The following is a 20,880-nucleotide window of genomic DNA, read 5'->3' as shown; positions in this document are numbered from 1 at the left end:
TAATTGCAAATACCCTATCTACAATCATATAAATAATAACATAATTTTTTGCTAATATTTTGAATTATTTTACAAAAAAACAACTTAAATAAGTTGTTTTTTTTACTCTCAACTTGCAACTAATGCATCAATAATATCGTTTTTTCATTCTTCAGTATCTAAATCATTTACAAAAAAGTCAATAAATTGGTCTTTAAATGTAACTATTAGATTTGCTGAAAAATCGCTCACTTCAATTTCAAGTTTTTTTAGTTCATCTAGTAATTCTTGAGGATAACTTGGATTAAAAGCTATGGATTGAACACAATCTTCAGCAAAATTAGATGCATCATCTTCTTCAGTAAGTGCTCCCATTAAAGAACTATATATTTCTTCTTCTCCAATTGCTACTTGTTTAATTAATTGGGCTTTTTCTTCAGTTGTTTTTGATTCATTTTCAGGATCTTCAAAAACCTTTTCTATTTCTTCACCAAATACCCAGATGGCGAAAAATAAACTCATTCCTGCTATTAACTCTTCAAAGATCTTATCAGCTGTTTCATCATCTAATTGATCTATGTAAGCACTTATTTGATCTGCTTGATTTTGTGTCATTATTATTTCTCCTTGTTTTTTTTATTATCTATCAAAATATTGATTTAGTCAAAGAAATAAAATACTTTTTTACAATACTCTTTATATAACTGAAATTTCATTACTTTTTGGTTTTTTATTATTAACTAAAAAGTAAATTAACAATATAATTGGGCCTAATACGGGAATTTGACCAATAATTATTCATTGTTTCTAACTAAATTATTATCATCTAAATAAACATTTGAGCCAATCAATAAATATCATGAAAGTGCGGTTGAGTCAGAAAACAATATTAATATCATAAACAACAAAGAAGATAAGTTTTTTTTGTAATATATTTCAAGGCTATCTCCGTTTGTTAGTCCTCTAATTATTGTAAAAATGAAAAATGCTAAATAAACCAAGGATATAATTGATAATCAAAAAAGTCCCTTTTTGTTTCACAAAACACTTTCAATATGTCTTTTTTTAAGCTCTCGATTTTCTTCATCAGATTTATAAAGTTCTTTTTCATTAAAATGTTTAATTATAAAATAGACACTCAGAATATGGATTACAGATAAACAATAGATAAAAATCATTGTCATATAAATTACCTTTAATTGATAAAATCTATAAACTCTATTCACTCTTTTTTTTATGCAAAGTGACAATGTTTCCAATACCTAAGGCTATCATTAATAGGCCATAAGCTATTAGGAATTGTGGTCATCGTTCGATTTTTAAAAAGACATCCTCTTGATTCACTTGCTCATATAATTTCCCACAAACTATTGCAACAATTATTACCAAAACACCTGCAACCAATCCTAGAATTGAGATATATGTAGCAATAGTTTTATTATTAATTTTACTAGTATTAATTGGTTGATTATTAGTTGAGTCGAGTTTTTCTGAATTATTATTCATAAAAGTCTTCTTTCTATTTTATTATTTTACATTTTTATATCCCAAATGTTAAATGCTATAAAGTATAATAAAATTTTGATAAAAATAAAAAAATTCCTAGGAATTTTTTTATTTTTTATTCGGTTTTGGAGCACTTGATCTTTTATGTTCTGATATTTTATGAAGATAATCAACTCTTTTTTTAACATCTTCTGGCACTGATTTACCAGATATGTAATCATCAATTAAATCATAACTAAAACCAATTTCAGCTTCGTCTGTCTGATTTTCTCACAAACTTGCTGTGGGTGCACGATTTATAATTGAATCTGGCACTCCCAAAATTCTTGCAGCCTCTCTGACTTCTCTTTTTAACAAATGAACTATTGGTAACAAATCAACCCCACCGTCACCAAATTTTGTAAAATATCCTATGTGTCATTCATCTGCATTATCTGTCCCAAGCACAAGATATGAATGTGTTTGTGCCATTGAATATAATGTTGTCATTCTTAATCTTGCCTTTGAATTTGCTAATGCTAAATCAGACTGCTTGATTCCAGAGTTTTCTAAAGATAATTTAAGTGATTCAAAAACTGGTTTTAAATCTACAGAAACATTTTTTAAATTAAAAGTCTTTACTAAGTCTTGTCTACATTTTTCATCCAAATCACTTGATCCACATGGCATTCATACTGCTAAATAATCATTGGGAAATGCTTTTTGAGCAAGTGCTGCAACAACAGCGGAATCAATTCCTCCGCTTATTCCAATAATTACACCTTTTTGATTTGTTTTTTTAACTTCTTCTTTCATTCATTCAACTAAGTAATCTAAATATTCTTTTAGTTCCATAATATTAGTCCATCCATTCTAGCTCAAGGTCAAATATTTTAACTATATCTCCCCTCTTAGCACCTTTTTCTCTTAATATATCATAAGCACCTAAGTTTTTTATTTTTTCATTAAACAATAATAAGTTGTCATGTGTTGTAATTGGAGTTTTTTGATAAACCTTTAAAACATCTTTACCTTCAATGCTTCATCTACCATTACCTAAATTGTTTACTTTTACATCTTTAATATCAGTTTCAAATGTATATAACTTGAAGTCTTTGTCTTCTTCGATGTTGTTATATCACAAAGGTTCATCTTTAACTGTTTCTAATTTATCACCAATCATTAATAATAGTTGATCTATATTTATTTTAGATAAACCCGATACTTCAATTATAGTTTTATCGGGATAGTTTTCTTTAAAATATAAAATATTTATTTTCGCTTCTTCTGTGTCAATTTTATTAGCAACTATAATTTCTGTTCTTTTTTCAAGATTCAAGTTATATTCTAAAAGTTCTTTTCTAATAAGTTCATAATTTTTTGCTACATCTTCAGTACCATAATTTCCTGACATATCAATTACATGACAAATTATTTTACATCTTTCAATATGCCTTAAAAACTCATGCCCTAAACCTTTACCCAAGCTTGCACCTTCAATCAATCCTGGCAGATCAGCAACTGTGAATGTTCTTCCTTTTTTGTCTCTTGATACACCAAGTTGTGGGTTAATAGTTGTAAATGGGTAGTCAGCTACCTCTGGTTTTGAATTTGATATAGCTCTTAGTAAAGTTGATTTACCAGCATTAGGTAATCCAACAAATCCAACATCTGCTAAAACTTTTAATTCCGCTCTTATATTCAAGTTGATACCTGGATCTCCAGCTTCAAAAATTGTTGGCGCTTTATTACGTGAGTTTGCAAATCTAGCATTACCTCTACCACCTTTACCACCAACAGCAATAACTTCTTGTTGCTCATTTTTGGTAAAATCTGCCAAAAGTTCATTGGTTTCATCATTATATAGAATAGTTCCGACAGGCACTTTGATAATTCTGTCTTTACCATTTCTTCCGTGCATATTTTTTATATCACCTTTGTGTCCATCTTCTGCACTATAAAATTTTTGTAATTTTAAATCTAATAATGATGACTTTCCTTCATCAGCAACGAATATAACATCGCCACCTTTTCCTCCATCACCACCATTAGGACCTCCATTAGCTACATATAATTCATGACGAAAAGAGACAGCTCCATCGCCACCTTTTCCTGATTTGATATTAAAAAATGCTAAATCTACAAACTTCATTTTATCTCCTATTATTCTTCGCTATCAATATCTGAAATTTGTATTTCTCCAGCTATTAATTGGTGGTAGCAACTTGCACACACAAATGTTGGCATACCGATCGAAGCATTATAATCATCAACCTCTTGTCAAGCTTGCAATGGTTGTTCTATGATTTTATCTAACTCATCATCAGTTAAATCAGCATTTTCAGCTAATGAGTCACTTGCTATATCACCAATTGGTTTTGGAGCATTTTGTGCAACATAAGTAATTTCATCAATTCCACAAACACTACAACTAATTTCAAATAAGAATTTCATTATATTTTTTTTATCTTCAAATCTTTTGAAGTCTTCTGGACTAAAATTTGTTTTTTTCATAGTTTCCTCCTAAAGAATTTTTTCAAATCTATTTAATAGTTTATCAACATTTCTCTTATTAAACTCAATTTTTTCGCTTATTTGGTCTCAATTAACCTCTAAACCCAATGCTTTTTGTGAATAAACAAGTATGCAAGTTACAATATCATTAATGGTATTTGTTTCAAAATCAAAGTCAGGAAAAGCATTGTAGTAATAACTACTTGTAACATTTTTGCAAATAGTGTATAGACTTGGATCTTTGTCATAAATTAAATTTTCTAACTTTAATTCAATTTCTTTTAATACATTTTGAGAAGCAAATAAATCAAATTTACATGGATTTATATAATATTTAGAATCGAATTTTACAACTTCAAATTCTTCATCTATTTTTTGCTCCATTAGTACAAAAAACATAAAAGTTTTAAACTCATTTTTTATCTCAGGATTTGCCAAATATTGTTTAATATGAGGAATAATTTTTCTAACATTTAGATTTCTTAGAGCATCGATTGCTATCAATTGAGTTTCTAAATTTAAATTATTTTTCATTATTTCTGTGACTTTATCTAAATTTCAATTAATGTTTTTTACAAAATCATTTTGCATTTTACTGCTACTTTCAATAGCTAATTTTTGAAGCTTTTCTTCAAAATCCATTGGAACATAAGGAGCACTTAACTCTTGGTTGATAATTATGTATGCTTCTTCATATTTCTCTTCATCAATCAATTGGTGAATTTTTTTTAAAGTTATATCATAATAATTGTCATTCATATAATCGCTCCTTATACTCTTTGCTATTAATCTAATTTTACATTTAAACAACTATATAATGATAATCTAAATTAATTAATTTTTGAAAAAATTAATAATAAAAAATGATAGCAAAACTGCTATCATAATAAATTATTCTTTTTCTGCTTTTGGTTCAGCTGCTGGTTTAGGAGCTGCTTTTTTGGCGCTTGCTGCTGGTTTTTTGACAGCTGCTTTTTTAGTTGCAAGTTCTTTAGTTTTGCTATTAACAACTTCTTTAATACGTGCTGCTTTACCTGATAATTTTCTAATGTAGTAAATTCTTGCTCTTCTTACACGTCCACGTTTAATTACTTGAATAGAATCAATAATTGGTGAATGAATTGGAAATGTTCTTTCAACAAAAATTCCGTTTGAGTTTTTTCTAACACAAACTGAATAAGAAATACCACTTCCTTGAGTTTTAATAACTACTCCTTCAAAAGCCTGAATACGGTATTTATCTCCCTCTTTAATTTTTACATTAACCTTAATGGTATCTCCTGATGTAAAATGTGGAATATTATTATTCAATTGTTCATCAATTAATGACTTTGTTTTCTTTGTTAACATATTCATAGTTTTACTTTTCCTTCCTATTTTTTATCTCTTCTAAATATTTTAAATCTTTTTCACTTAAATTACTATGTTCTAATAAGTCTGGTCTCTTTGTATAAGTATTTTTAAGTCTACCTTCTTGTCGAAACTTATCTATATTAGCGTGATGTCCACTTAGCAATACTTCAGGAACTTTACTTCCTCTAAAATCAACGGGTTTTGTATATACTGGATGATCCAATAAACTATTTTCAAAGCTATCATTCAAATGAGATTCCTTAGCAATAACACCTTCAATTAGTCTTGTCATTGAATCAAGAATAATCAAACTTGCTATTTCTCCACCGGTTAATACATAGTCGCCAACTGAAATTTCAACATCTACATAGTCTAATATGCGTTCGTCAAACCCTTCATAATGGCCACAAATAATAATCAAATGTTTATACTCTTTTAAATAACTTTTTACATTATGCTGATTTCATGTTTTACCTTGGGGGCTAGTCAATAAAACTAAAGATTCTTCTGTTTTGCAACTTTCGATTGCGTTAACGACTGGTTCTACCATAAGAACCATTCCTTTACCCCCACCAAATTGATAATCATCAACTTGATTGTGTGTGTAATTTGTAAAGTTTCGCAAATCTAAAGTTTCCACTTCAATTTTATTTTTTTCAATAGCTCGCTTAATGATTGATTCTGATATGTATGTATTTATCAAGTTTGGAAATAAAGTTATTATTGAGAATTTCATTTAAAATAATCCTTCGATATTTTGAACAAAGATTTTTTTGTTGTCATCATCATATTCAACTACATACCGATCTACGCATGGAATTCAAAATTCAGTTTTCTCTTCTTTAAGTACCTTAACCAAATCATGTGCCCCGTTAAATAATTCTTCTACAACTTTTCCGATAATATTATTTTCATAAACAACATCATAATTCATCAAAGAGATTTCTTCTTCAACTAAATTGTCGTCTATTTTGAAATAAACATCCATACCAACAAACTTTTCTGCCTGATTGATATCATCAATGTCTTTTAACTTTAAGATTCTTTTGCCCGATATCATTGCCAATCTTTCAACAACTTTAACATCTATATTATTTTTAGAGTCTTTCAAAAAAATTTTTTTATTAGCGAGCTCTTCAACTAAGTGGTAATTTTCTTGCATTCAAAATTTAAACTCACCTTTAATGCCATGGGTTGTCTTTAAACTACCTACTTTTATTAATTGTTTATCTAAATTCATCATACACTTCCACCTCGATTGTTACTTTCTTTTTATATTTTGAAATATCTAAGTTAAATACATCTAATATAGTTGTAACTAAGAGATTTTTTTTAAAAAACTTTAGTTTGCTTAAATCCTCATCAATCAATAATAAGAATTTATACTCAGTATCAAGTTCTCTTTCTTTTTGAAAAACATAGTGTGATTGTTGAGGTAAAACATCTTCTAGAAGTTTTGACAACTCACTATACAATTGATCAAACATTATTCTTCGCTTTTTTCAGCTGCTTTTTTAGGTGCAGCTTTTGAAGCTGTAGATTTAGCTGCAGCGGGTTTTTTAGCTGCAGCGGGTTTTTTAACACTTTTTTCTTTTTTTGGTGCAGCTTTTGAAGCATCTAATTTTGCATTATGCAAATCAGTCATTACACCATTGCTTGATAAAATACTTCTAACAGTATCAGTTGGCTGAGCACCTTGTTGTAATCACTTTAATGCTACTTCTTTTTTAAGGTTGATTTCACCGTTAAGTGGGTTGTATGTTCCAATCAACTCAATATATTGACCATCACGTTTGATACGAGAATCAGCTGCTACTATTCTATAGAATGCAGCTCTTTTTTTACCAGCTCTTTTTAGTCTTAATTTAACCATTTGTTTCCTCCTTTTAATCTATTTTTTGTAACAATTTAATATTATAGAAATAAAAAAGTTTGTCAAGTATTTTAACTTAACAAACTTAACAATTATATAAAAAAACAACCAATAAGGTTGTAATTATCATAAGATGGCGCCCACGAGAAGATTCGAACTTCTGACCCTACGCTTAGAAGGCGCATGCTCTATCCTACTGAGCTACGTGGGCAATGCAAGACAAAAATATAATAGCAAAAAGCATTGTGCTTTTCTAGAATATTTTAATCTTTTTTTTAATTTAATAGTTTTGACGGTAATTCAAGATACTCTTGCATATCTTCATACTCTTTTTTATCATTTACTGAGTTTTTTATTTCATCATAAAGTCTTATAAACTTTTCAAATTTTGTATATAAGTGTTCTATATCATCCGCAACTTGAATGGTTGTTGCGATTGGGTGCGGTCCAAAAACCACAACACAGTACTTGAACAACTCTTTTAAGCAATATTCCATTGATCTTGCTGTGTAATTTTTTAAAGCTAGTCCAAATGACATTATTTTCCCCATAGTTTTAAAGAATTTTTTTGATTTGAATTCTTCAACAGTGTTAAGATCACACTTCAAAACTTCTTCTATTTCATCTGAACCAATAAAGAACAGTTCTTCAGCAAAGTTTTCAAAATCAATTTTACGTCTAAATTTATTTTCTTTAACTTCTTCAAAAATATTTAATAAGTCACAATAAACTTTTTTTTGAATTGCGATTTGGAAATCAACTACTTGTGGTAAATATTCATGAGTTAATAGTAATGTTCTAACTTTTGAAAATACCTTCAAGTAGATATTTGTCACTAATTCTAGCTTTTTTGGATCACATTTAACATGTAAATCACCTTTGGACTCAATATAAGCCAAAAGAATGTCCAAGTTAACGTTTCTTTGAGAAAATGGTGAAAGTATTTTTATTTCAGTATCTTCTTCATTATTTAATAAGTTACCTTTATCATCAACATAACGATCATAATCTATGTAAATTGTTAAATAGTCTTTTAACATATCATAAACTTCTGAACCATCAGAAAGCATTGTAACAGCAGTTATCTCATCTTTCATCAAAATTGTTGTTATTTTTGTTAATTGAAATAAAGCCTTAAATCTTTCTTCAATGTCAAAATTCTCTCATTTTGAAATTGAAAAATTACTCAAAAACATACTTCACTCTTCATCGTTTTTTAAAAGTTCTAAACTTTCTTGAAGATATTCAACTTCTTTTTCTCTTCACTCACGACCTGATTCATATTTTTTAATCAACTTATCTTTTTGATAATTTCTTAAAACCCTGTCATATAGGCCATTTTTATCAAATACTTTGACAAGATTTAGTGTGAATAAAAATGGGTATAATACACTTGTTTTCACTTTTCCATCATCAGATTCATGATTTATATCATATTCATAGTTAATTAATGATTCTCTAATGTAAGCACTATTCAAAGCAAATACTTTTTCTAATTTTTTAAAAGCATATTTATTAATAAATGGTATTAATAGACCTGATATTATGTCTATTGCTAATTCTTCAATTTCAGGGTCTTTTATATTTATTTTTTTAGTTTTTTCTTTTACAAAACGATTTTTTACTTTATATAAAACATCTAGATTTTCAATAATATATTCAACATATTCATTTGTTTCAACTAGTGGAATCTCATCTATCGAGATACCACGATATAAAGTATATTGAATTACTCCAAAGTAAACCAAAGGATATAAATTAGAAATTAACTCTTTTTGAGTAGTAATCCTATATTTTAATTCAGGATTATCCTTTGCTATAATATGGAGTCCATATCAAATAAGACTTTCTTTTTCTACTTGTTTCATTTTAGACCTCTACAACTTTTAAATTGTAGTCTTTTTAAAATTATTTTGCAACAAAACTAAGTAATTTAGTAAATATATTATTAATAAACTTTGTAAAAAACTAAATGTTTATGTATTTTTTCTAAAATGTAAAAATAAAAAAATGCTAATGAAATAGCATTTTTTATAAGCGTATTTATTTTTTTGAATGATCTTTATCACTTTTACAATAGCCACATTCCATGCAATTATCTGTTAATGTGCATGAACAATTACAGTCTTTACAGTTTAATTTGCATTCGCTCATATAATCACTTCCTTTATTGGTGTTATTTTACAATAACTTAATAAAGTTTTCCATTGATTTAAGCGCTGCTTGGCTATAAAGAAATTTTTTTTCATCTTTTTTAACTTTTTTATTTAACTCTATATTATCAACAATACTTCAGTTTGCTTTCATTGGTTGAAAATTTTTGGAACTAGTGCTAATTATATAGTTTTGCAAACCTCCCATAACTGTATTTGTAGGAAATTTTAGCATAGGTTCATTACTTAAATATCTAGCCATATTAATAGCACTAATAATGCCACTACTTGTTGACTCAACATAACCTTCTACCCCAGTTATTTGGCCTGCAAAAAATATATTTGGCTGCAATTTTACTTGGTTGTATGAGTTAAGTAAACTTGGTGAATTTATAAATTTATTTAAATGCATAACACCATATCTAACAAAATCAGCTTGTTCCATCCCTGGAATCAATCTAAAAACACGTTTTTGCTCAGATCAAGTCAAATTGGTTTGAAATCCTACCATGTTATAAAGCTCATCAGAGGCATTATCTTGTCTTAATTGCACAACTGCAAAGTTATTTGTTCCATCTAAATTTCTAAGTCCTGCAGGCTTTAATGGACCATAGGTTAATGTATCAAAACCTCTCTTAGCCATTATTTCAACAGGCATACATCCTTCAAAAACTTTCAACTCTTTTTCTTTATCTAAGTGAGCTTCTGCTGTTTTTGCATTAATTAGTTCATTATAGAATAATGAGTACTGTTCTTTATTCATTGGACAATTTATATAATCTTCAGTATCTCCTTTTTCATATCTATTTTTTCTAAAAGTTTTTGTTGTGTCAATAGAGCTTTTTGTAACAATCGGGGCAACTGCATCATAAAAATAAAAATATTCTTGTCCTATCAAAGATATTATTTGTTTTTGTAAATTTTCACTTGTTAGTGGTCCTGATGCAATAATCGTAGGTGAATCTGGGTTTATAAAGTCAACATCTTTTTCAATAACGGTTATATTTTTATCATTTTTAATTAAATCGGTTATATAATGAGAAAACTTTTCTCTATCAACAGCTAAACTTCCCCCAGCTGGAATTTGCGCATATTCTGCTGCTTTTATAATTAAAGAATCAAACATTCTCATTTCTTCTTTTAAACATCCAACAGCATTTCTTAAGTCAGTTGACCTTAAAGTGTTAGAACAAACTAGTTCTGCAAACGTATTTAGACTTTGCACCTCATTTCGTTTAATTGTTTTTTTTTCGTATAAATTAACTTTGATATTTCTCTTAGAGAGTTGGTAAGCGGCCTCACAACCAGCTAATCCTGCTCCTATTATATTTACTGTCTTTTCCATTGTTTTATTATATCAAAAATATTTTATTCCATAAGTCCAGCTTCAAACAATCTTCTAAAATGACCTGGTTGTTTTTTAAGCTCTTCATACGTACCAACTTGAACTACCCCTTGTTCTCTTCCCAAAACAATTATTTGATCACAGTTAATAATTGTTGATAGTCTATGCGCAATTGAAACTGTTGTTCTGCCCTTCATAAGCTTATCGAGCTCTGCTTGAATTTCTTTTTCAACTATATTATCGAGAGCACTTGTTGCTTCATCTAAAATTAATAGTTGTGGATCTTTTAAAAACATTCTTGCAATTACTAATCTTTGTTTTTGTCCTCCAGATAACATAAATCCTCTTTCCCCTAAAATTGTTTTGTAGTTATCAGGTCAAGTCATTACCAAATCGTGCAAATTTGCTTTTTTTGCTGCATCAATTATTTGTTCCTCTGTTGCGTCACCATTACCATATTTTATATTATCAAAAATGTCTCCATATAAAACTTGTGGTTCTTGTTCTACATATCCAACTTTATCTAAATAACTAGATAAATGAATATCTTTTAGATTTATATTTTCGTTAATAAGAATTATACCTTTTGTTGGATCATAAAATCTTAAAAGAAGTTTAGAAATAGTTGACTTACCAGCACCAGTTTCACCAACAAAAGCATAGCTTTTTCCTTTTTTAAAGGTAAAAGAAAACTTAGGTAGCACTAATTTTGTTGGTTTTTCAGGATATCTAAATTCAACATCCTTAAAAATAATATCTCCTTCTATTTTATCAATATATATCCCTTGATTATCTTTATAGTGAGTATCTATTAAAGGCTTGGCGTTTATAATTTTCATTATTCGTTGAGAACATGAGGATGCTTGAACCAATCCTCCAATTACTTTTGACATTTGCATTAAAGGCCCTGCCATTGTTCCTACACCACTTATAAAAGCTGATAAAGTTACTGCAAGATAAGTTGGGTCATTTTTATAAAAAATAGCTGCGAATATTACTATTACCATTTGAATTGAACTAAGCCCTGCAACCATTACAGTAATTATAATTGATTGAAAAGTAATTAAAGAGATTGATTTTTTATAGTAATCTTTGTGAACACCTATAAAACGTTTAGTTTCAAATTTCTCTGTTCCTGAAGCTTTTATCAATCTTACGGTTGCTATTCTGTCTGTTACATCTCCATTTATATTTGTTAGTGATTTTCTAACACGATTAACTAATTTTTTGATAAATCAAAAAGTACATAATAGCAAAGTTCAAATGAAAATCATCAAAACAACAACAACACCTGTAAGTTTCAAATCAATAGATAATAAAATACCTAATGAACCAAAAAAAGTAAAAATAGATGACAAAATTGTTACTGGAACTTGTTGAGATTGTTCACCAATAATTTGTGTGTCAGATACAAGTTTTGTAAGTAATTCCCCTATTTTTTTGTCAGAGTAATAACTCATATCTTGTTTAACTAATTTTTCTAAGGATTTGTTTCTTAGATCTATTTCTATATTTTTACCCATAGTTCCAGCTACAAGGTTGCTGGTAAAAGAAGTTCCAGCCAAAATACCAAATAAACAAATTTGTAAATAAATTCATTCATGTCAACCCATTTTTAAAGAAAAAAATGTTGTATAGTAATTTGATGAGTCACTTATATATGCTAGTCCTGAAGCACCTGTTAGTATAGTTTCGTTATCTCCCTTTAAAAAAGACCAGCCCTTTAAAAAATAGTTTATTTCTTTAATTGTCATCTCTTGATTGCTAGAATTTTTGAAATAATTGATAGTTTTTGAAGGGGATAAAATATTATTCATTATATTTTGAATTATTTTTGGACTAGAAATAGATGCCATTGCTGAAATTATACTTATAAAAATCAAAAGCATAGCTGACCATTTATGTTTTTTTCAATACTTAAGTACTATTCCAAAAAAAGTTCCTTTTCTTCTTTTTTCTTTAAAAAGGGTTTCGTTTTTCTCTTCTGTGGCATTTATATTTTCTTGTTGCTTTTCATTCATAACATCATCTCACTTAAATTAGTTAACATAATGATAACATAACTGCTTTTAAATATTTATTTTCTAATTTACAAAATAAAAAATTAGACTTTTAATAGTCTAATTTTTCATAAGATTTAAACTAGTTTTATATCTCATTCACAATGTCTTTAACGTTTTCAGCTAATTTAGCTCCCATTTTAATCAACTTATTTGTTTCATTCAAAGATTTAGTTATACAAGGTATAGCAAAAATTTCTTTACCCTCATTTATTGCATAATTAACCAAAGTTGAAAATGCATCTGAAGCTCCATATTGAGTAAATAAAATTCCTTTTGAAAGTCCACATAGCAATCTATTTTTATAAAGCGAATACTTTTGCTCTATGTTTTTATCTTTGTTATAAACTTCACTAAGAACTAAAGCGTTTTTTGAAATTTTACTGTTGATTGTTTTTTCAGCATATTCTCTCATGGTCTCTGTTAAAACTAAAATATGCTCATAGCTTTCATTTTTACATTTACTAATAATTTCTTCATTTAAACCTGAGTTTTGATATGTTACTATAACTCTATTTTCAGCTGCTAAATCTTCTACCATTTTAATAGTTTTTTTCAAACCATAATCATCAAATTTATTTCCACCAACCATTGTAATAGTTCTGTTATATTTAGATAATATTTCAATGTCTCCCTTGTAAAAAATAACAAATGGTGGTTTATGACTTGATTTTAAATAATTTGGATAAAGTGGGCTAATAATAGAAATGTATTCGCAATCTAAGTTTTTAGCAACATTTTCTAAGTCTTCTTGTGAAATTTTTTCTTTGTTATCTAAAGCATTGTAAATTTTGTCTCAATCACCATTATATTTTAATGAGAAGTATAATAAGACTTTTTCCATGTTTTTCCTAGTTAAGTTGAACTATTTTACTTGCAACTAGTTCATTTCCATATGTTGAAGAATCACTTAATCCAAATGAAACCAGTTTTCCTTCAACTCCAACAAAAGATTGATCAAAGTATTCATACTCATCTCCAAGTACATTATTTCAAACTTTGACATTTATGTAATCCTCTGATACTTGTCCATCTTTTGTTTTGTATGAACGTGGTACTTTTAAAACAAACTTGTAAAGTTTTTTATCTCCGTTTTTTGAGTTGTAAATTAATTGAGGTAATTCCTCAATTTGTCCGATAATTGTCACATTATTCATAATTATTTTCCTCCCAATATTAATATCGAGTTAAATAATCAAAAAATGACAATTATTTTAATTTTTTATATTTGAACTTTTTTGTTCTAATAACATCTTTTGAAATTTTTCTTTTGTTTCAGATACATTTTTTTTATAGTTCGATTTAATTAAATCTATTTCATTTTGTAAAACCTTTTTTTGCTCTTGTTTTTGTTCTCTGGATATTTCTTTTGCAAAAATTAAAGTTGATAGCTGTTTATCTTTTACTTTAAGCAATTCTTCTTTTTCCGTTTTTTGTTGATTCAATGTTAATAATCTTTTTTGTTTTATAATACCAACCTGAGTTAGTAAGGGTGAACCATCCTCAATTTGACCTTCAGTTCTTGCCACAATCGTTGCAACCCCTACTCCAGCTAAAACATTAGCTCCTGTTCTTCCCATATCAAATAAACCATCAAGAGGAGCTATAATGTTTAATACAGATTGTGTAAATGCACCAAATCCAAGACCACCAACTACACCAACTGTCACAACAGTTGCTGTTCCTGGAATTCCTGCAATTCCAAGTGAAGAGATAACAGTAACTAACATTCCTAAGAAGAAAAACTGAATAAATCCCATTTGATGCACAACACTATCAGAACCTGTTCCTGTTCATAGAATACTCAAAGCTAAACCTGATTGAATACCTGCACAAGCAATTAGTCCCATATATGTTGAAAGGGGTCCTAAAATACCCGCTACAGTTTCTGAGACTTTAAAATCATTTTTTAAAGTATCCATTGTAGTTGGCAATGTTGCATTAGAGGATTGAGTTGAAAAACCTGATAACAATGGTCTTCAAGCAAATTTTCATCACTTTGAAGTTTTTATTCCTGATAAGAATATTAATAAAGTTACTCAAGCTATTGCAATAAATATTCCTAAGTAACCAACTCCAATAACTTTACCTATAATTGCTAACTGACCAATTGGTCTTGTAATTATTGAATAAGTTATCATTGACATAACTGCTAAAGGCATCAGTTTCATAAAAGTCATTAATATTGACATAGTAATGTCTCAACCTGTTGTCATCGATTTTCTAATAGCGTCCATTTCCACAGATTTTCTTTTTGAAAGAATTCTAACTGATCCTCCAGCAAGTGCTCCTAAAATCATAACAGGAATTACTGAGGTACCTGCCAATGTAGAGAAAAAGTTAGATGGCATAAATCCAGAAATAAGATTGGGTAGTGCAACAGAATTATATCTATCATTAGTTGTACCATCATCTGTAAGCGATTGACCGTCTACTTGGCCTACGTTAAAAAAGTATCCCAAGAAAAAAGTAACTGTGAATGCAAATGCAACATTTATCAGTAGCATTGCAGCACCTTTAAGTGTAATTCTTGTAACATTATTATTTTTTTGAGTTGCTGTAATTTTAAACATTGCTATAAATACTACAGGAATCATTAGTAATGTAACTCCATTAATAAATATTCTTTTGAAAAATTCTACTCATATTGATAGTTGGTAAACTCAATGGTTTTTAACATCTACATTTTTATATCCTTCAAAAGCTTCTTTTTGGGGAAAACCAATAATTGATTGAACAATAATACCAAAAATTAGTCCCACAATTAATCCTGAAATTATTCTATACATGAATTTGATTTTGTACTTTTTAAGCACAAATCAAAAACCTATTTCTACACTAATAAAAATTAATATAGCTACAAAAGATTGTCATGAACTCATAGCTAAAAAATTTTCTAAAACATTCGTATTACTATTACTAGCTAAAATCATAAATACCTCTATTCTATTTTAAAAATTTTGATAATGCTATATGTAAAATATCTGTTGTTTTTGAATATGGAGGTGCGTAAACAAGATCAATTTGTTCTAGTGCTTCATCCACATTTATTTTTGATCATATGATGGTTGCTAAAGTATTTGCTCTCAACATTGCTGAGTTTTGTGCGCAGAGTTGTGAGCCGATAATAGTGTTTGTTTCAGTATCTAAAATTAATTTTAAGTAAATATCTTTTTGTCCTTTTAGATAATGAGTGTGGTCCTTATCTTTAATAAAAACTATTTTAATTTTAAATAAATCTTGTGCTTCTTCTTCAGTAAAGCCAGATCTTGCAAAACCTATATCAAAACATCGAAAGATAGCACTTCTTAAAGAACCTACAAAAACTTTATTTTTTCCACAAAGATTATCAGCTATAACTTTTGCAAACTTATTTGCAACTGTTGCTAATGGTGAATAAATATTTTTTTGTGTCAAAAATTCTTTTGAAGTTGCACAATCTCCCGCTGAATAAACATCTTCTATATTTGTTTTCCCTTGATTATCAACAATAATTGCACCATTTTCAAAAAGTTCCAACTTTGTGTTTGTAAAAATTTCTGTATTTGGTTTAAAACCAATAGAAAAAATTATTGCATCAACTTCTAACTTTTCTGAGTTTGAAAAAATCAATTGCTTTGCTAAGCCATCAACTTCAACAATTTCTTTAAGTTCCGTACTAGTTTTGACAATAATATTGTGTTCTTCTAATTTTGTTGTTATCAATTCACTAAATTCTTTATCAAATGCTTTTTTTGAAACTCTATCTTCTTTTTCAATTAAATAGACTTCTTTATTAATTTCTGTTAGAGCTTCTGTCATTTCTAATCCAATAAATCCAGCTCCTATTACAGCAACTTTTTTTATATTTGGATTTTTATTCATTTCTTCTTTTAATTTAATTCCGTCCTCTAATGTTGTAATAGTAAAACTATTTTTTAAATTCTTTCAACTAGTATTTGGAATAATTGGTTTGGCTCCAATTGCTATTACTAATTTTTCATAAGTGTCTTGCTTGTCATTAAAATAAACAGTCTTACTATCAAAATCAATTGATGAAACTCTTGAGTTAGTTTTAACAACAATTCCTGACTGCTCAAATTGTTCTTTTGTTCTTGCAATTAACATTTCTTTATTGTCAAAGTTATTTGAAACAAAGTAAGGTAGTCCACAAGCTCCTAAAGATACATAGTCTTTATCTTGATAAACAATAACTTCTGCATTTGGATCATTTCTTTTTAATTTTGCAGCAACACCCATCCCTGTAGCACTACCACCAACAATAATAACTTTCATTACATACCTCCAAAAATTTATTAAATTTCTAAAAAATCTTTCAAGCTATTTTTAAGTGACTCGCATTTTGTTTTAGCTTCCTCTTCATCTGTAGCAACTACCACAAAATAAATTTTAACTTTTGGTTCAGTTCCTGATGGTCTTATAGCTATTCAACTACCTTCACTAAAATAAAATTTCATTAAATTTTGACCTGGCATATTAAACAAACCATCAATATAGTCTTCAGCAAACTTTAATTCAAGACCACCCAAACTATCAAAACCTTCTTTTCTCAATTTCTTCATTATTGGTTCAACTTTTGATTTAATTTCTTCAGGTTTAAAGTTTAAATTTTCAGTATAAGTATAGTAATACCCATATTTTTCAAATAACTCATTTAATACATCGATTAAAGTTTTTCCTTGTTTTTTATAATATCAAGCTGCCTCAACTAACATGGTTGCTGCTTGAATTCCATCTTTATCTCTTGTTGAAGAATCAATTACATATCCATAACTTTCTTCATATGCAAAAACAAAATTTAAGTTTCTAGCAGGTTCTTTTAAAATTTCTGAACCCATTCATTTAAAACCAGTTAGTGTTTTTATAACTTTAACTCCATATGTTTCACTTGCTATTCTATCTCCTAAGTCACTAGTAACAAAACTTGAATACATAGCTGGATTTTTTGGCATTTTATTTGCAAGTTTTAATTGACTTAACTTTCATTCAATCAATAGTGGCCCTGTTTGATTTCCATCAATTCTAACTCATTCACCATTGTGATTAATTGCACATCCAATTCTATCAGCGTCTGGATCTTGAATAATCATAATTGAAGCATCTTTATGTTTTTGTCCATATTGCATTGGAATTTCTCAGGCTTTATCAAACTCTGGATTTGGATTACCTACATTTTTAAATGTTTCATCCTCAAAAGAATGTTCCTCAACTTCAATTACTTTATATCCAAAATCTCTAAGTAAAGGTGGCGTAAATTCTGTACCTGTTCCATTAACAGCAGAATATATTAAAGAGAAGTCATCTCTAGGTTGATTTTTGTAAAACTGCAAGTTTGCAATCATATCCTTATATTGAATAATAATTTTTTCATCAACTGTTTCTAGTAAATCATTATCAGTCTTATATGTTCAATCAAGAATATCGTTAATCTCTTCCATATAATTTGCAATGATTTTTGTATCATCATCAATTAATTGACAGCCAAACTCATCATAAATTTTATACCCATTATATATTGCAGGATTATGACTAGCTGTTATAACAATTCCTCCAATTGCATTTAAAGCTTTTGTAGCAAACGAAACAACTGGTGTTGGCTTCATTTCATTATTTTTAAATAGATATGCTTTTATACCAAAACTTGTTAGTATTTCTGCTGCTATTTGAGCAAACTTTTTAGAATTATGTCTATTGTCATGTCCAATAACAACACCTCTTGCTAAATCATTTGGATATTTAGATTGCAAAAGTTTTGCGTAGCTAATTGTCACAAGTTTAATAGTATAAATATTAAATCTTCCAGGACCAGCACCTAAAACCCCTCTAATACCAGCTGTACCAAATTCCAACTTTATACCAAAAGCGGCACTTAATTCTTCATCGTTATAATTATTTAGGATTTCTTTTAATTCTAAATCTAAACTTTTATTATTAATTCATTCTTGGTAAATATTATTCGTTTTTTCAAACATTATTTGATTTCTCCTTAATTTTTGCTATTGGTTTATAACTCATTCTATGTATATCTAGTATCCCCAGAGTTTCAACTCTTTTAATATGGTCCTTAGTACAATAACCTTTGTGACTTGTAAAATTATAACCTTCATATTTTGAGTCATAGTCAATCATAATTCTGTCTCGATATACTTTTGCCAAAATACTTGCAGCCGCTATTGACTGACTTAAATTATCCCCTTTTATAATTTTTAAAAAACTATAGTCATCTAAAAAGACATTTTCTCCATCAATTAAACATAACTCAGGCTTTAACTTTAAATCCTGAATAGTTTCAGTCATTCCAATAATACTTGTTTTTTTGGGATTCAATTTGTCAACAATTTTAGAGTCATAACTTTTTATACTATAACATATGCAGTTGTTGATAATTTCATCATACAAACTTTCTCTTTGCGGTTCACTTAATTTTTTTGAATCTTTAATTAAAGGGTTAAAGTAGTTTTCTTTTAATACGACACTTGCAACAACAATAGGACCAGCCATAGCACCCCTACCAACTTCATCACTACCTGAAATCAACTTAACTTGATATTGCTGTTTTATATTTTTATCAAATATAAATCTACTTTCATCTATCATTCTACTGTTAAGTCACTTTCTACTAGTGTATCTAAATCTCTATCATCAACAGAAGCTTTACTTGTTTGATCAACTTCAATTGGTTTTTCAAAAGAGATTTTGCCAAATTTATTTTGAATTAAATCATTTATAAACAATTGGATGGCTTTTTCAATGTCTATCATATCTTCTAAAATTACATATTTTTTTCTTTTTGCAATTTCTTCAAATAATTTGAACGTATCCTCGTAGTTGATGGGTCTCAACACTTTTTTGTTAATATCATAAATATTTTCAATAAGTGAAGGATAAGTGTTGTAAATGTACTGCATTAGTTTTGTTGCAAATCTTTCTTTAGGTACAACATCGATTCTTATTGAATTTGTTGCTGCACAATTACATGCTATTGTTTCATTTTCAAACTTTGCAGGTAAAATTCCAGGTGTATCAATCAAAGTGATATTATTTGTCATAGAAATTCTTTGCATTCCCCTTGTAACTCCGGGTTTGTTACCTATTTTTAAATGTTTTCCTTTTACTAATCTAGAAATAATTGAAGATTTACCAACATTAGGAATACCTACAACCAAAACATTTATTTGTGAGTTTTCAATTCCTTTTTTCTTATCTTTAAGTTGTTTTTCTTGAGTCATAAAATTTATAGATTTTAAAACTTCTTTATAAATGTCCACATTTTTATCTTTTACTAAAATAGTTTGATCCTTATTTGTTTTGAAATAATCTTGTCAAAGTGTTGTTACTTCATCATCTGCCAAATCACCTTTTGATAAGATAATTAATTTAGGTCTTTTAGACAAAATCTTTCTAAATAATGGATTTTGTGTTGAAAATGGGGCTCTTGCATCTACTATTTCCATAACCAAATCAACAATTTTGATTTTTTCTTCAATTTCTTTAATACTTTTATTCATATGTCCAGGAAATCAGTTAAAATTTGCTTTTGTCATAGCAGGACACCTCTTTTCAATTTAATTGTAATCATTTAATTTAATAAAGCAATTTTTTTAGTATATTTGAAAAATTTTTTATTTATGATAAGGTTCATTTTTTATGATTTTGATTGATCGATAAATTTGTTCTAATAGAATTATTCTGACCAAATTATATGGTAATGTTATTTTTCCAAAACTTAATTTATTATTGTATTTTTGTCTAAATTCTTGACTAAATCCATCACTAGGCCCGATTATAAATGCAATTTTGGCTCCTTTGAAATCCTTATTATTTTCAATCATTTTTGCAAAATCTTCTGAGCTAGATTGACTAGCGCTTATTTCTAGCAAAATATGTTCATAGTCTTTTAAATTATTAAGTTTTTTTGAAATAGCTTCTTCATTTTTATTTTGGATTAATTTTAAATCCCCATTTACAGCTTCATCAATTTCAATAAGTTCCAAAATAACATTATTTTTTAGCTTGTTTAAAAAATAGTTATAAATTTCTTTATATTCTTTGTGCAATTTGTTATAGCACAAAATTTTTATATTCATAACCAATACCTCTACTTTTACAAACTAATCA

Annotated in this window: 23 protein-coding genes and 1 tRNA gene; all 24 read right to left on the bottom strand. The window is 28.0% G+C overall.

What is annotated here, in order from left to right; genetic code table 4:
• Positions 1 to 102 precede the first annotated feature (102 nt).
• The 24 genes from SHELI_RS01600 to SHELI_RS01485 all read right to left on the bottom strand — a co-directional run bounded on the left by SHELI_RS01600 (position 103) and on the right by SHELI_RS01485 (position 20,849).
• Positions 103 to 594 carry a hypothetical protein gene (locus SHELI_RS01600; protein ID WP_069116044.1) on the bottom strand — a complete coding sequence of 164 codons (492 nt, stop codon included), beginning with the start codon at positions 592 to 594 and terminating at the stop codon, positions 103 to 105.
• 179 nt (positions 595 to 773) lie between these two features.
• The gene (locus SHELI_RS01595) at positions 774 to 1,163 is read right to left on the bottom strand and encodes a hypothetical protein (RefSeq protein WP_069116043.1); all 390 of its coding nucleotides are present in this window, start codon (positions 1,161 to 1,163) and stop codon (positions 774 to 776) included.
• Between the two features lie 34 nt (positions 1,164 to 1,197).
• The gene (locus SHELI_RS01590; RefSeq protein WP_069116042.1) at positions 1,198 to 1,485 is read right to left on the bottom strand and encodes a hypothetical protein; all 288 of its coding nucleotides are present in this window, start codon (positions 1,483 to 1,485) and stop codon (positions 1,198 to 1,200) included.
• A 108-nt stretch (positions 1,486 to 1,593) separates the two neighbouring features.
• Complete coding sequence (gene nadE / locus SHELI_RS01585; protein ID WP_069116041.1) at positions 1,594 to 2,319, bottom strand: NAD(+) synthase; 726 nt, start codon at positions 2,317 to 2,319, stop codon at positions 1,594 to 1,596.
• A 4-nt stretch (positions 2,320 to 2,323) separates the two neighbouring features.
• On the bottom strand, positions 2,324 to 3,616 hold the full coding sequence (gene obgE / locus SHELI_RS01580) for a GTPase ObgE (RefSeq protein ID WP_069116040.1): 1,293 nt from the start codon (positions 3,614 to 3,616) through the stop codon (positions 2,324 to 2,326).
• 11 nt (positions 3,617 to 3,627) lie between these two features.
• The gene (locus SHELI_RS01575) at positions 3,628 to 3,978 is read right to left on the bottom strand and encodes a hypothetical protein (RefSeq protein WP_069116039.1); all 351 of its coding nucleotides are present in this window, start codon (positions 3,976 to 3,978) and stop codon (positions 3,628 to 3,630) included.
• A gap of 9 nt (positions 3,979 to 3,987) precedes the next feature.
• Positions 3,988 to 4,737: a DUF3196 family protein gene (locus SHELI_RS01570; protein ID WP_069116038.1), complete on the bottom strand. Its 750-nt coding sequence runs from the start codon at positions 4,735 to 4,737 to the stop codon at positions 3,988 to 3,990.
• A 132-nt stretch (positions 4,738 to 4,869) separates the two neighbouring features.
• Positions 4,870 to 5,334, bottom strand: coding sequence for a 50S ribosomal protein L19 (rplS, locus tag SHELI_RS01565; RefSeq protein WP_198146103.1), 465 nt, complete (start codon positions 5,332 to 5,334; stop codon positions 4,870 to 4,872).
• 4 nt (positions 5,335 to 5,338) lie between these two features.
• The gene (gene trmD, locus SHELI_RS01560) at positions 5,339 to 6,067 is read right to left on the bottom strand and encodes a tRNA (guanosine(37)-N1)-methyltransferase TrmD (protein ID WP_069116037.1); all 729 of its coding nucleotides are present in this window, start codon (positions 6,065 to 6,067) and stop codon (positions 5,339 to 5,341) included.
• Complete coding sequence (gene rimM / locus SHELI_RS01555; RefSeq protein ID WP_198146102.1) at positions 6,068 to 6,571, bottom strand: ribosome maturation factor RimM; 504 nt, start codon at positions 6,569 to 6,571, stop codon at positions 6,068 to 6,070.
• Positions 6,558 to 6,818 (bottom strand): hypothetical protein, encoded by a 261-nt coding sequence (locus SHELI_RS01550; protein WP_069116035.1) that lies wholly within the window; start codon positions 6,816 to 6,818, stop codon positions 6,558 to 6,560. Before SHELI_RS01550 ends, rimM begins: the two co-directional genes overlap by 14 nt.
• Complete coding sequence (rpsP, locus tag SHELI_RS06265; protein WP_069116034.1) at positions 6,818 to 7,204, bottom strand: 30S ribosomal protein S16; 387 nt, start codon at positions 7,202 to 7,204, stop codon at positions 6,818 to 6,820. The genes SHELI_RS01550 and rpsP overlap by 1 nt, the downstream gene beginning before the upstream one ends.
• 134 nt (positions 7,205 to 7,338) lie before the next feature.
• A tRNA-Arg gene (locus tag SHELI_RS01540) sits at positions 7,339 to 7,415 on the bottom strand.
• A 64-nt stretch (positions 7,416 to 7,479) separates the two neighbouring features.
• Positions 7,480 to 9,072, bottom strand: coding sequence for a hypothetical protein (locus SHELI_RS01535; protein WP_069116033.1), 1,593 nt, complete (start codon positions 9,070 to 9,072; stop codon positions 7,480 to 7,482).
• Positions 9,073 to 9,385: 313 nt separating this feature from the next.
• Complete coding sequence (gene trmFO / locus SHELI_RS01530; RefSeq protein WP_069116032.1) at positions 9,386 to 10,702, bottom strand: methylenetetrahydrofolate--tRNA-(uracil(54)-C(5))-methyltransferase (FADH(2)-oxidizing) TrmFO; 1,317 nt, start codon at positions 10,700 to 10,702, stop codon at positions 9,386 to 9,388.
• Positions 10,703 to 10,725: 23 nt separating this feature from the next.
• Positions 10,726 to 12,723, bottom strand: a complete 1,998-nt coding sequence (locus SHELI_RS01525; RefSeq protein WP_069116031.1) for an ABC transporter ATP-binding protein — start codon at positions 12,721 to 12,723, stop codon at positions 10,726 to 10,728.
• 127 nt (positions 12,724 to 12,850) lie between these two features.
• Positions 12,851 to 13,606 (bottom strand): DNA-processing protein DprA, encoded by a 756-nt coding sequence (locus tag SHELI_RS01520; protein ID WP_069116030.1) that lies wholly within the window; start codon positions 13,604 to 13,606, stop codon positions 12,851 to 12,853.
• Between the two features lie 7 nt (positions 13,607 to 13,613).
• Positions 13,614 to 13,919 (bottom strand): single-stranded DNA-binding protein, encoded by a 306-nt coding sequence (locus SHELI_RS01515; RefSeq protein ID WP_069116029.1) that lies wholly within the window; start codon positions 13,917 to 13,919, stop codon positions 13,614 to 13,616.
• Between the two features lie 57 nt (positions 13,920 to 13,976).
• A complete protein-coding gene (locus SHELI_RS01510) occupies positions 13,977 to 15,695 on the bottom strand; it encodes a cation:dicarboxylate symporter family transporter (RefSeq protein ID WP_069116028.1) in 1,719 nt (572 codons plus the stop codon).
• A gap of 13 nt (positions 15,696 to 15,708) precedes the next feature.
• Positions 15,709 to 17,037 carry a CoA-disulfide reductase gene (locus SHELI_RS01505; protein WP_069116027.1) on the bottom strand — a complete coding sequence of 443 codons (1,329 nt, stop codon included), beginning with the start codon at positions 17,035 to 17,037 and terminating at the stop codon, positions 15,709 to 15,711.
• 20 nt (positions 17,038 to 17,057) lie between these two features.
• A complete protein-coding gene (locus SHELI_RS01500; protein ID WP_069116026.1) occupies positions 17,058 to 18,737 on the bottom strand; it encodes a phospho-sugar mutase in 1,680 nt (559 codons plus the stop codon).
• Positions 18,715 to 19,359, bottom strand: coding sequence for a ribonuclease HII (locus SHELI_RS01495; protein ID WP_069116025.1), 645 nt, complete (start codon positions 19,357 to 19,359; stop codon positions 18,715 to 18,717). The genes SHELI_RS01500 and SHELI_RS01495 overlap by 23 nt, the downstream gene beginning before the upstream one ends.
• Entirely contained in the window at positions 19,353 to 20,306 is a 954-nt protein-coding gene (gene ylqF, locus SHELI_RS01490) for a ribosome biogenesis GTPase YlqF (protein ID WP_069116024.1), read from the bottom strand. The genes SHELI_RS01495 and ylqF overlap by 7 nt, the downstream gene beginning before the upstream one ends.
• Positions 20,307 to 20,384: 78 nt before the next feature.
• The gene (locus tag SHELI_RS01485; protein ID WP_069116023.1) at positions 20,385 to 20,849 is read right to left on the bottom strand and encodes a 23S rRNA (pseudouridine(1915)-N(3))-methyltransferase RlmH; all 465 of its coding nucleotides are present in this window, start codon (positions 20,847 to 20,849) and stop codon (positions 20,385 to 20,387) included.
• Positions 20,850 to 20,880: the final 31 nt, after the last annotated feature.

It is taken from the genome of Spiroplasma helicoides (assembly GCF_001715535.1).
In the GTDB taxonomy this organism is placed as follows: Bacteria; Bacillota_I; Bacilli_A; order Mycoplasmatales; family Mycoplasmataceae; genus Spiroplasma_A; species Spiroplasma_A helicoides.
Note: the sequence above shows the minus strand (reverse complement) of the source record. Positions and strands in the feature narration are given on the sequence as shown.